The sequence below is a fragment of the Lysinibacillus sp. CTST325 genome (assembly GCF_054665055.1).
Genome location: NZ_BAAFHO010000007.1, coordinates 19478 through 32851, shown reverse-complemented (window position 1 = coordinate 32851; position 13374 = coordinate 19478). Strand labels below are relative to the sequence as shown.

Annotated in this window: 10 protein-coding genes; all 10 read left to right on the top strand. The window is 39.5% G+C overall.

All coding sequences use genetic code 11. The features are described 5' to 3' along the window. Position 1 precedes the first annotated feature (1 nt). The 10 genes from ACYQ73_RS16350 (at position 2) to ACYQ73_RS16305 (ending at position 13281) form a co-directional block, all read left to right on the top strand. Positions 2 to 1690 (top strand): AAA family ATPase, encoded by a 1689-nt coding sequence (locus tag ACYQ73_RS16350; protein ID WP_460013469.1) that lies wholly within the window; start codon positions 2 to 4, stop codon positions 1688 to 1690. Between the two features lie 790 nt (positions 1691 to 2480). Then, the gene (locus ACYQ73_RS16345; RefSeq protein ID WP_460013468.1) at positions 2481 to 3014 is read left to right on the top strand and encodes a TetR/AcrR family transcriptional regulator; all 534 of its coding nucleotides are present in this window, start codon (positions 2481 to 2483) and stop codon (positions 3012 to 3014) included. Positions 3015 to 3239: 225 nt separating this feature from the next. After that, positions 3240 to 3662 carry a DUF3995 domain-containing protein gene (locus ACYQ73_RS16340; RefSeq protein ID WP_460013467.1) on the top strand — a complete coding sequence of 141 codons (423 nt, stop codon included), beginning with the start codon at positions 3240 to 3242 and terminating at the stop codon, positions 3660 to 3662. A gap of 657 nt (positions 3663 to 4319) precedes the next feature. Next, positions 4320 to 5129: a CPBP family intramembrane glutamic endopeptidase gene (locus tag ACYQ73_RS16335; protein ID WP_460013466.1), complete on the top strand. Its 810-nt coding sequence runs from the start codon at positions 4320 to 4322 to the stop codon at positions 5127 to 5129. Positions 5130 to 5210: 81 nt separating this feature from the next. Continuing rightward, complete coding sequence (locus ACYQ73_RS16330) at positions 5211 to 7472, top strand: sensor histidine kinase (RefSeq protein ID WP_460013465.1); 2262 nt, start codon at positions 5211 to 5213, stop codon at positions 7470 to 7472. After that, on the top strand, positions 7438 to 8061 hold the full coding sequence (locus ACYQ73_RS16325) for a response regulator transcription factor (protein ID WP_460013464.1): 624 nt from the start codon (positions 7438 to 7440) through the stop codon (positions 8059 to 8061). The genes ACYQ73_RS16330 and ACYQ73_RS16325 overlap by 35 nt, the downstream gene beginning before the upstream one ends. 306 nt (positions 8062 to 8367) lie before the next feature. Then, complete coding sequence (locus ACYQ73_RS16320; RefSeq protein WP_460013463.1) at positions 8368 to 9081, top strand: response regulator transcription factor; 714 nt, start codon at positions 8368 to 8370, stop codon at positions 9079 to 9081. Further along, complete coding sequence (locus tag ACYQ73_RS16315) at positions 9078 to 10238, top strand: sensor histidine kinase (RefSeq protein WP_460013462.1); 1161 nt, start codon at positions 9078 to 9080, stop codon at positions 10236 to 10238. Before ACYQ73_RS16320 ends, ACYQ73_RS16315 begins: the two co-directional genes overlap by 4 nt. 383 nt (positions 10239 to 10621) lie before the next feature. After that, positions 10622 to 12625 carry an alpha/beta hydrolase gene (locus tag ACYQ73_RS16310; RefSeq protein WP_460013461.1) on the top strand — a complete coding sequence of 668 codons (2004 nt, stop codon included), beginning with the start codon at positions 10622 to 10624 and terminating at the stop codon, positions 12623 to 12625. Between the two features lie 44 nt (positions 12626 to 12669). Beyond that, positions 12670 to 13281: a histidine phosphatase family protein gene (locus ACYQ73_RS16305; protein ID WP_460013460.1), complete on the top strand. Its 612-nt coding sequence runs from the start codon at positions 12670 to 12672 to the stop codon at positions 13279 to 13281. Positions 13282 to 13374 lie beyond the last annotated feature (93 nt).

Here is a 13374-nt window from a genome sequence, read left to right as displayed (position 1 = left end):
AATGACATATAATCATGGAGAAAAAGATATATTGTATCCAGATGGTACATTATTGTATCGTGGCGGTGTGAAGAAAAATGACTTTGGTCATGACATTTATGATGGAAAGGGTACGCTATTTGACCAAAAAGGGGAGCTTTTATTTGAGGGAGAATTCGTCAATCATATGAAGCAGGGTAATGGCATCATGTATTTAAAAGGCCAAATGATTTATCAGGGCGAATTTATTCAAAATAAAAAACAAGGTAATGGTATTTTATATAAAGAAGGTCAAATATATTATGAAGGACATTTTCGTAATGATTTAATGGAAGGTTACGGGATTTTGTATTATGAGGAAGATGTTATAGCTCCCTTTAAAGAGCTTCGTGTACAGTATCCGCATTTAAATAAGCCACAGTATGAGGGTGATTTTGTTCATGGCATGAAGAAAGGCAAAGGAACACAATACTATCCTAGTGGTTTTTTACAATATGAAGGTGATTTTATTTGGAATCATATGCAAGGTGCTGGAAAGCTTTACTTCGCACCAGAATCGCCAAGTGCTGAAGAGCTTGCAAATGGTGTAACATCCCTTCAATATGGGGGTTATTTCTTTGAGGATATGAAGCATGGAAAAGGTAAGAACTATTCTAGTCAAGGTGTGCTAGTATCGGAGGGGCAATTTAAAGAGGATGCTATGACGGGACATGGTACTCTTTATTATACTAATGGACAGGCTTCCTATATCGGAGAACTTGTAAATGGAGAAAAGCACGGTCGAGGAGATTATTTTAATGAAGAGGGAAAAATTATTTATAGCGGTGAATTTATTAACGGTGAACGTTTACGAATAACACCAGAAATAGAGCGAGAAATTGAAAAATTACAGAAGCAGCTGGATGGACTTGTAGGACTTCCAAATGCCAAGAAGGAATTACATAATCTAATTAATTTCATTAAAATTCAAAGCTTGCGTGTCGACCATGGTTTAACAAGCTTCCCAATCACCTATCATCTAGTGTTCTCTGGAAATCCAGGTACAGGAAAAACAACAGTGGCACGTATCATAGGCCAAATATATAAGCATCTTGGTGTACTTTCAAGCGGGCATTTTGTGGAAACAGATCGTGCAGGCCTAGTAGCAGGATATGTTGGCCAGACGGCTTTGAAGGTCCAGGAAGTTGTGAATAAAGCAAAAGGTGGCGTGCTTTTTATAGATGAAGCCTATTCACTAATTAATGATAAACAGGATGCATTTGGTAAAGAAGCGATTGATAGTCTATTAAAGTCGATGGAGGATTTACGCGATGACTTAGTTGTGATCGTTGCTGGTTATACAGAGCTTATGGAGGAATTTCTTCTTGCCAATCCAGGCTTTAAATCCCGCTTCAATCATTTTGTGAAGTTTGATAATTTTAGCACAGATGAGCTTTACGATATTTTTGCCATGCTATGTAAAAATAATGATTACCAGTATGGTGACGTATTTGCACACCATATGAAGGAGCAATTGCATCAAATTCCAGTCGAATCAATTCCAAACTTTTCGAACGGTCGTTATATCCGAAACTTATTTGAAAAGCTCGTGACTATTCAGTCAAACCGCTTAATTCGACAGAAAGCTATTACAAGAGAAGAATTAATGGAGTTTACAGAGAAAGACATTTTACTTGGTATAGCGGAAAATCTATTCGATAATACATTTTAACTTCTTTCAGCAAATGTCTTTAGTAGCGAAAGCAAAGCGTCAGCTACAAATGTTCGCTGAGACAGAGGAACTCAGTCTAAGAACGCCACGTCCTGTGGCAATTTATCTGTGCGAAAGCGAAGCGACAGCAACACGGTTTTATCTGTGCGAAAGCGAAGCGACAGCAACACGGTTTTATCTGTGCGAAAGCGAAGCGACAGCAACAACACACGACTGAGTGACCAACTTCGTGTTGGCCTATAGCCTCCGGCGGATGTCACGGGAATCGGAAAGGAGTTCAAAAAGGATGTTAGTCTAAAATCATCGCATCCATGCGATAACGGCTAACTGACCTGCATCCTGCTGCTGACGCTGCGTTAGCACTACGCTTTCGCGCAAAAAACATCTGCAGGCCTAAGCACAAAGTCGATTCTGGACGTAATTATGCCGAGGCATAATTGATAAGTTGTCATTGAGGTCAAGTAAAAAAACTTGGCCTTAGCTGTGAATAAATATGAATCAATAAACAAAAAGTGAGTTGAAATCTTAGTAACCACTCTCCGTGAATATTAACGTTCTTTATTTAAGAGGAATTCAAAGTAACCCCAAAAAAGGAGATTAAAGATGAAAAAACTTTTAGCTATTATATTAGTATGCGCATGTATTTTACCAAGGGTAATGACTATAAATGTAACAATCAGCAATAACATAAAAGTTCCTAAAAATAACAGATCGAATAATTGACAAAAAATGAAAGTAGTAGTAATCTAACACAAAAACATACGCTACCGTATCTAAGTGGAGAGATGACATGCAATTAACGAGGGAAGATTGGATAAAAGCAGGCTTACAACAATTAGCTGATGAAGGAATACATAAAGTTCGTATCGAAGCACTTGCTCGATTACTAAAAATAAGTAAAGGGAGCTTTTATCACTATTTTCGTGACCATCAAGAGCTGTTAGATTCTATGGTCGACTATTGGGAAATACATGCAACAAAGCTGATTGTTCAAAGTATGGAGCAACAGGAGGCCTCCTTAGAACAGCTATTACAAATTAGTTTTAATCGAGATAAAAAGATGGAAATTGGTATTTATACTTGGGCTAAATATGATCCTGTTGTTGCAGCACGTTTAGTGGATATTGAAGAACAAAGAATTTCTTGTATTGCGAAATTGTATCAAAAAAAGGGCATAGACAATGCTGAATCGATTGATAGAGCAAGACTTGCCTATTTAACGTATGTAGGATGGATGACAAGGTTTGAAGAAAATCCTAATTTTAATATTGATAGAATGGTAGAGCTTTTAACTTCTTTCAGCGATTGGCCAAATATCTGCTGAAATAGAGGAGCTCAGTCTAAGAACGCCACGTCCCGTGGCATTTATCTGTTGCTACCGCTACGTTGGCACTACGCTTTCGCACAAAAAATATCATGCCGAGGCATAATTGATTATTCGATAATAAATGTCCCTAATAAGGTTAAAAAACCTGAAGGGACAAAATTTTCACTATAAACATACGCTTGTGTATGTTTTGTTTGAATTAAAACATTGAGGGGCGAAAAAATGAAATTACGTTTAATATTAGTAGCTGTAGGGCTTCTGTGGTTTATCAGTTTGTTGCATATTTATTGGGCTTTTGGAGGTCGTTGGGGTTCTGCCGCTGCTATCCCTGTAAAAGAAGGAGAGCATAGACCTGCTTTTACTCCTAAAAAATGGGGAACATTATTCGTGGCTATTCTTATTCTACTGGCTAGTGCCATTATTGTTGTTCAAGGAGGTTATTTGCAGGTGTTCCAAGCAAATAGTTTATCTAAAATCGGAAGTATTGTTTGTGCTTTCGTTTTCATTATTAGGGCCATTGGTGATGTTAAGTATGTTGGATTTTTTAAAAATATAAAACGCTCACAGTTTGCTAAATATGATACTTGGCTTTACAGTCCATTATGTCTATTTTTAGGATTGATCTATATTATTCTATTGTTTTAACAAATATAAGTTTTAGATGGCAGCTAGCCTTAAAGCCTTCATTTAATGTTACTTTTATAGGTGAATTTAGGGCTTATCATCAAAAGTTGTGGATGACGTTTGTTAAAACATATGTAATGTATATAGGCTGATCTTCGTTCCGGCTGGGCAACTCCTTGGGGATTAGCGATAGAGGAACGAAGGCTAAAAGCATCACATCCTATGAAAACGTTTCGTGACCAACATCGGTGCTGTTGCTGTCGCTTCGCTTTCGCACAGACAAAGCGCCCAGTCGGAAAGGAAATCAACTCCAAGTTATGGGGATGAGGCGAATTTAGTATCATATTGATATATTTGGTTTTTTGTAAATATATTCAATATAATTAATAGAGAGTGACTGATATGTGGAGGAAGTTATCATTGTGCTTCTTCCAAGGTGCATAAATTCTAAATTTCATTTCACCTTGGTTGTAATTATTGAACAAGTTGTCAAGAAAAAGACGTTTGAGCATAACAATCGTGCAATACGGGTTCTTTGCGTGAACACGCAAAAATGATGCGTGTGTAAACCTAAAATTGACGGAAAATACGGATTCTGTTGACAGTGAAGTCCGCTATGATCAAGGAGCGTACTAAGAAATTAACGCTCATTTCGAGATTAAATGGAGGGGTTTTGTTATGTCTGTGGTTTACCGTAAATTCGTCGATTTTTTCAACTTGTCCGATCCGACTTACGTCCAGTTCGTCCGAAAGTTTGAAGCCAAGACAAAGAAAGAAATCGCTTTCTACTTGTTTCTTGGTTTGTTGCCAGGTCTGATTGCATATGTGTTCATCTATCCGCTTCGCGAGTCGATGATGGCATGGACCGGTTTATCGGCTCATTATGTGCAGTTATATGTGCTCATCCTATTGAGCGCCGGCTGGCATATGCTTGTTCCTTTCCTGATGCTGCGGTACAAGGACGGACTTTCATTCAAGGAATCGCTCGTATACTTAGGCTTCGCCAGACTTGATCTGAAAGGGCTGCTGCTTGTATTTCCGATTTTGACGATTCTGTTCACACTTTTATCGTTGCCTTATGTAAAATACGTCTATCCGCCATTGTTTGAATGGCTGAATGGATTCCCAGCTTTCCATATGGGTGAATGGCATGTTTTTTATCAAGGATATTACGACCCGAACTTTCCGTTTCTGATACTGCTAATTGGCCTAATCGGCAACTTTATCGGCGAGGAAATTTATTTTCGAGGCTATTTGCTACGTAAAGTTGGACGCCTTAAACATGACTGGCTATGGATTGCGATCATTTTTCAGTTCTATCACATGTGGCAAGTACCAATCAATTGGGCGTACGTTCCGTTAGCTGTAATTATCCCGGAAGAAATCTTAGTTAAGTTGCGCAAAAATATTTATGGCGCTATCCTGTTACATTTGTTCGTGAATTTTTTGTGGGGGATGATAAATATGTATTTGGTCGGCGTACGATAAATCCTAGCGTGTCGTAGGTTAGGTTTTCGCTCGACTTATTGCTTTTTTAAGAGTAACACACTCGAAGAGAGGTGATGCAATTTGCCGGAAATTGCACGGAAATACAGTTTGGCGGTATACAGTTCAGCTTTGTTATTCCTGCTTGTTGGGGTTTATATACATGCTACTACATTAAAGAACCCATATACTGGTTTAATGTTCCGTGAAGATGGGGGCACCTGGGTTGTCGCATCCATTGATCCGGCCGGCAAGGCGAGAGGATGGGACGTCCACATCGGTGACAAACTCCTGTCGGTTGGCGGCCAACAGCCGGAATTAATGAAGCTCGGTGATCGTGCCTATCTGAAACGATTGGGGGTACTTCAGTTCGAGCGAGAGGACTTGGTTCGCTTCGAATTGCGCAGCGAACCGGGGATGACGGATGTGTATAAGAGTTTGTTTGCAGCCTGCGCGGAGCTAGCTCTGCTCGTTATCGGACTGGCTGCTTATCGGAACAAGCCCGAGTCCTATATGGTTCGCCGCTTTTATGCGCTGAACGTATTCATGGCGGCGACGCTGCTATCGGTTTATTCGACAGAGACGGCGCTTACTGGATTGATATTGCCTGTCGTTACAAGTTGGTTGCCTTACCTGTTGTATGCTTTCTTCGTTGCCTTCGTGTTCCGCACGGTCCCAGGTTGGGTTGGTTCAGTGATGGCTGCCTACAGGGTACTGGCCGCCTTGTTCTCCGTGTACGTCTTATTTGTTTTCTCGCTGGGAACCATCCCGGGATGGACCCGGAGCGCTCTTCATACCGCGCTGATTGGCATATTACTTGCCATATTCGTCATTGCTGTCGTATATTGGCGCGCGATGGATCGCGCTGAAAAAAACCGGTTGCTGACATTTGTTACCGCGCTGACATTTGGTTTGATGCCGTATCTGTTTCTGTATGCGCTCCCAGATCTGCTATGGGGGGAATACATAGCGTTGCCGGAAATGACATTGGTAGGTCTTATTGTCCTACCAGCTTCCATACTAGCGTTGTGGGCCAGACAGAAGCTACTCGACATCCGCTTCTATCTTCCCATTTTAGCTATTCATGGTTTGTATGTAGGGCTTGTGATCATCCTAATTGCCGCGCTTATCCGTTCAAGTGCTTCTCTGACAACACTTACATTGTGCGGCGCGTTCGTTATTCTCACACTGCTACATCGATTCAATCTTGACAACTTCAAACGTCAGCGGGAGAAACGGGAAGTTCGTCTGGATCGTCAGCGGCTGGAGATGTCGATTAGGCTCGCCGAGCATCGCAATAGCCGCGATCTACTGCGAATGCCTGCAGAGCTTGTCCATAGTGTGACAGACATTGAGGGTCTTTGCTTTGTCTGGAATCGGGGAAGTGAGGCTATTATGTATGGAACAGGGCCATTTGCCGAGATGCTGGAGTTAACCAATTTCCGTCAATTTGACCCGAGTGTTTTTGCACAAGTGATTGATCTTATGCAGCCCGACGGAACGGTAATTGGCTATTTGGGACTTGGTTCAAAAAATAATAATACGTCCTTTACACCAGAAGAGCTCGGCTTAATCGAAAAAGTAAGGATGGAAACTGTCCGTCTGCTGATGGGTGCTGCCTTACTCGATGAACTACGAGGAGCGAGAAGTGGGTTACCAATGAAAACTTCGGAATACAGATTGCTAGAGGCACAGCAAGCAGAGCGAGTTCGAATGTCATATTATTTGCATGATCATGTTTTGCAGAATCTAATCTTTCTTGCCCGCGATTTGGAAGAATTACACGATACAGAACAAAGTGACAAGCGGTTAACCGCCGTCTGGTTAAAATGTTTGTATGATACGCAACGTGACATCCGAATGCTGTGTGATGATTTATACCCGCACATCATCGATCAGGCAGGGTTAGATGCAGCTCTGCTCTGGCTCGCACGTATAGTTAAGGAGAACGGAGGCCTAACCATCAAGCTGGAAAACAAACTGTCAGAGACATTGCCTGCGTTGTACAAAATGACGTTATTCCGGATTGTGCGAGAGCTTGCCAATAATGCGGTCAAACATGCGAGAGCACAGAAGCTGGAGATTTGGTTATGGGAAAAAGATGATACGTTCTGCGGACAGATTAGCGATGACGGCATTGGATTCGATCCAGCAATTATGAGCGGTATTCGGACCGATTCTCAAGGATTCGGACTTGTCACAATCAGCAGTCAAGTTGCCCAATTTGGAGGCGGCATCGAAATTGACTCGGAAGCTGGACGTGGAACGATTGTCCGCATTAGACTACCGAAACAGAGAGGTGAAGCAAAATATGGAGCAACCGATCAAGGTGCTGCTACTAGATGATCATCCCCTTGTCATGGAGGGATTGAAGAATCGGCTAGAGCGTGAGCAAGATATGCTGGTCGTAGGGACTTTCAGTGAACCTCACGAGGTGCTAAAACGTATCGGTACATTAAAGCCAGACGTCGCCGTTATTGACATTTCGATGCCATATATGACGGGATTCGACTTGGCGATAGAAATAAAGCGGACTTACGATACGGCAATCAAGTTGATCGTGCTGTCAGGTTACGTCTACGATGAATATGTGCATAAAGCTTATGAGATAGGAATTCACGCTTATTTATCTAAACAGGTGACCTATCCACAAATTATAAACGCCATTCGGCAGAGTATGCTCGGGTTGCGGCTCGTACCGGAGAAAATGACTACATTACCGAGAGCTGACCAATTGACGCCGACAGAGAAGGAAGTACTAAAGCAAATTGCGCTGGAAAAGACAAATAAAGAAATTGCTAGGGAGTTAGCGATGAGCAAGCGCACTGTAGAGTATCATATGGCGACTATTAACCGAAAGCTTGATGTCAAGACGAGGGTCGGTGCAGTAGCAAAGGGCTATGAGATGGGATTGCTAGAACGCTTATATGACTAGTTTGAGCAGCGAAGGGAAGTGCTCCTAATTATTATACTGTCATTTTTGTAGGTGTTGGGGATTGACAGTGAAACCATTTATATAATTCCACATCCGTATTTTTTAAAGTATGTTCAAGCGAGCGCCAGTTGTCACAAAAAGTGATGCTGGTGTTTTTTTTATAACCGAGGATCAAAATATTTCCGTTATTCGCAACAAGCACAATAACTATATCAATCTTTCATTTACCTTACAATATCCACATCTAAAAGGAATTGAAGATTGATACATAGAATACATTAAAGGATATGTGAAGGAGGATAGACTATGGCCCAAACTATATTGATAGTTGATGATGATCCCGATATTGTCGACTTGTTAAAGCTTTACTTAAATGCAGAAGGATATATTACATTAGAAGCGTTCGATGGCAAAACAGCTTTCAATCAGTTAAAAAATCAGGCGATTGATCTTGCCATTCTAGATATTATGATGCCAATCATTGATGGTTATCAACTTCTACAAATGATCCGTCAACAATATAAAATTCCAGTTATTCTGCTTTCTGCCAAAAGCCAGGACTACGATAAAATAACAGGACTGAAATTAGGAGCAGATGATTATATTTCGAAACCATTTAGTCCTTTAGAATTGACAGCTAGAATTCAAGCCCAATTACGGAGGTATTATGAATTTAATGACCCATTATCAGCTCAACAACCCTCTCAGCTAAAGTTGGGTGATTTACTTTTGTCGCACCACGAATGTGTGCTATATATCAAAGACAAACCGATTCCGCTCAGTGCTCGAGAATATGAACTGTTAAAACTCTTGATGAGTGAACCGGGACGTGTCTTTACAAAAAAACAAATTTTTGAACGTGCATGGAATGAGTTTTATATTGCTGATGACAATGCAATTATGGTCCAAATCAGCAGACTTCGTGAAAAAATTGAAGAATGTCCAAGGAAACCAGTATATATAAAAACCATTCGCGGCCTCGGTTATCGGTTTGCCAAGAAAGATGAGCTGATTCCATGAAATCTCCGAATCGGCTTCGGCGCTTATTAATTATTACATATAGTTATTTCTTCATTACAATTGCACTTATTGCTGCCTTTTCATTGTTTGTATTAAATGAGCAGATTCTTAATTATTTTGCGGACATTGCCCATAAAAACGGTACAGTCCTATCATCTGAAACGGATAAGATCATGGATGGCAAAGATTATCAAAACAACGAACAGATCTTTTACAAAATGCTCTTGCAAACCCTTCTGCTTTTTCTCTCTTTATTGACGATTGCTGTTTATATTTTTGGAAAATGGACGGCCTCCAGGCTTACCACTCCACTTCGTTCAATTGCAGATGGCATCCAAGATATTGCTCGAGGTCAATATAATAAGCGACTAAAATTTAAAGCAAGTTATGAGCTTGCCCAAATCCAAGATGATTTTAACGCCATGGCAGAACAACTGGAACGAATTGAAAAGGAAAAGCAGCACCTAGAAGAGAACAAGCAACGTATGCTCGTGGATTTATCGCATGATCTAAAGACACCGATTACTACAATTAGAGGTTATATTGAGGCGATGGAATTAGGGTTAATTAATGATGAAGAGCGAAGGCAACGAATTTTACGCATAATTTCTGATAAGGCTGAGCTTGTATCAGAACTCATTGACGACATTTTTGAATTATCTAGACTGGATAGCCCTAATTATCCTTTTGACTTTCAAATAGCAGATATAGCCGAATTCACGAGAGAAATCGCTGCAGAGTATTACGAAGCATTTGCAGAAAAAAATTTTATGTTTCAATTTGAGATTCCTAAAGGTGAAGTCATTTTTCCATTCAACTATACATGGTTATACCGAGCTGTATCTAACATTCTCTCAAATGCATTAAAATATAATCCACCAGGAACAACCGTACGATTGAAGCTTTTAACAACGGAAAAAGGGGTTGAAATTCATATTCAAGATGACGGGATCGGCATTCCACTGGCAATTAAAGAAAACGTATTTGATGCTTTTGTGCGCGGGGATCAATCGCGCAAGAGTGATGGTGGTACAGGGTTAGGACTAGCGATTGCCAAACAAGTTATCGAAAAACATGGTGGAAATATTAAGTTGGCAACGAATGGTGAGACGAGTTTTATACTCTTCTTGCCAAAAAAAGTTCTGACATCTAACTAATTTATTCTTCAAAAATATCCAAAAATAAATGTAAGATTATTGAAAGAAAGATGAAAGCTGGTTGAAAGAGTCATCCTGTAACCTACAATAGAATATTTATGAAATAGATTGTAGGTAGGGGGATTGAAAAATTGGAAGTATTAAAAAGGAAACTCAGTTATTTTGTTAGAAGGCTATACGCAAAACGAATTCGTATAGAGCCATTGTCATTAGGTTGGAAAGGTGCAGCTATCACTTTAAGTACGATGGCATTCCTATTGATTTTGATTCAAGGGAAGTTTTTATTAGTTCAGCGTAGTTTTTTAGATTTCACTATTGGAATGTTCGTATTTATTTTTTCCGTAGTGTTAATAAGTGGTTTTATCACTCTTCTATTGCATGGAGTGAAAAAAATTCCTAGTCGATATATATGGATACTCTTTAGTTCCCTAATATTTCTGTTGTTCTGCATTTTCGCTCCTTTGGAAGTAGCTATCCCATTTATTCTATTAGTAGCGGTTGTTGTTTCTTTGTGGGGTGCACTATTATACAAATGGTTAAAGGGTAGTTATAAAAATGCAAAAAAATATCAAAAAGTTAGCGTCCTCACATGTTTATCTATATTAACTATAGGGATTGGAGCATGGAGTTATTGGTTGATTCATCCCGGGGAAGCGAACACCCCAGTAGTTGTATTAAAGGAGCTGAAAACATCGAAACGGTATGACAATACTTTGCTTAGAAATCCAGCGAAACCGGGCAGCTATCCAATTAGAAAGCTCACATATGGCAGTCCGAATACTTATCGAAAAGACTTTAATCAAAAAAATTCTTTGACAACTAAAACAGTAGGCGCTAGCGATTTTGTAGAAAAGTGGTCTTCTGTTCGCACGAGAACACTTGGTTTTGGACCTGAGGCAATGCCGTTAAATGGTCATGTGTGGTACCCAGAAGGGAAAGGAGACTTTCCGTTAGTAATGATTGTTCATGGAAACCATTTAATGACTGATTATTCTGATCCAGGTTACGAATATTTAGGTAACCTTCTTGCGAGTAGGGGCTATATAGTTGTATCTGTAGATGAAAACTTTCTTAATGTTTCTCCCTACGATGATTTGTTTTTGGTTAGTCCGCTAAAGAATGAGAATCCGGCGAGAGGGTTATTATTGCTGGAGCATTTACAAACGTGGGAAGAATGGAACAGTACTGAAAACAATCCATTTTATCAAAAAGTGGATATGGAACACATTGCACTAATAGGGCATTCCAGAGGTGGAGAAGCTATCGCGATTGCAGCTGCTTTTAACGAAATGCAACATCCACCTAGTAACGGAAATATTCAATTTGATTATAATTTCTCAATCCGAACGCTTATTTCTATTGCTGGAATAGACGGTCAATATATGCCTGCTGGGAAACCACTTCCGTTAAAAAACGTAAACTATTTGGCACTACAAGGGGCGCATGATATGGACGTAAATAGCTTTGATAGCTCTAATCAGCAATATCGGATTTCCTATACGAATAAAGATGATTATATGAACGCGTCAGTCTATATTTATGGAGCCAATCATGGGCAATTTAATGAAGAATGGGGACGAGGCGATGTAGCTGGCACAGCTAACCAACTCTTTAACCTAAAACAAATTATGCCTCGTGATCAGCAAGAAACCATCACGAAAGTATTGATATCTGCTTTTTTAGATAGTACGTTGAAAGAAAAGAAACGATACAAGGAGATTTTTAAAGATTTAGGTTATGCTAAAGAATGGCTTCCTGACACACTGTATATCAATAATTACTACGATTCGCAAACATCTTTTATTGCTACGTTTAATGAAGATATTGATCTAAACACGACCACTGTCCCAGGCGGCAAACTGTTTGGAAAGAATTTGAAGGAATGGGAAGAGGGAAAAGTTAAAATGAAAAATGATGAGGCAGATTATAGTGCCGTTCGTTTAGGTTGGAATTCAAAAGACAAATTATCTCCAGCTTTTTATACATTAACTCTCCCCGAGAATGGATTAGAGATAGGGCAGAACAGTTCTATCGTATTTTCACTTGCAGATAATAGAAAGGAAGAAAAGGAGGGAAATCAGGGGGAACTAATTGATTTTACAGTTACTGTAGAAGACAGCAATGGTAACCGGGCGAGCCTGCCTCTTAGCTATATAGCCAAATTGACACCTGCCATAAAAGGAAAGTTACTGAAAAAACCTTTTTCCAATATAGGTAATACAACGGAACCAGTGTTTCAATATTATGGATTTTCATTGAACGATTTTAAAGAAGTAAATCCACAGTTTGATCCATTGAAGTTAAATAAGATCCATTTCCAATTTAATTTAACCAAGCAAGGGACGATACTAATGAATAATATTGGGATTAGAAATGAAAATATATAAAAATATTAGTAATAACTAGGGAGAAATTATAGGGGGAAACAATATTGAAGAACCAAACGATATACTTACTCCGTCATGGTGAAACTGAATTTAATACACAAGGACGATATCAAGGAGAGCTCGATTCTCCATTAACAGAAGTGGGTGTACATCAAGTACAACAAAACGCACAAATGCTGAAAAGTTTAATTGGAAATCCTAATGGGTGGAAAATTTTTTCGAGTCCATTAGGCAGAGCCATGCAGAGCACTGAAATAATTTGTGAAACAATTGGATATGATTTGAAGAATGTTGAAAAAGATGATCGTTTAACTGAGGTTGCAGTGGGACAGTGGGCTGGATTAACGATGAAAGAAATCGAAAATTCTTGGCCAAATCTTCTTCATCATACAGACGTATATAACTGGTATTTTAATGCGCCAAATGGAGAAGCTTATGACTCAGTAGTGAACAGACTAAGTGCCTGGCTAGAAGACATTCAACATATACCGAAAGTGATAGCTATTTCACATGGTCTAACTGGTCGTATTTTACGAGGAATATATGCGGATTTAATGAAGGAAGATACACTTAAGCTAGAAGTATCCCAGGATGTATTTTTTAAATTAACGAATAAAGACATTACGAAAATTTGTTCGGATTTCGATGATTTTTAACTTATTTCAGCGGGTGTATAAACACCCACTGAAATAAGTTAAGCCTCCGGCGGATGTCACGGAATCGGAAAAGAGTTCTTTGTGCAAGCACAA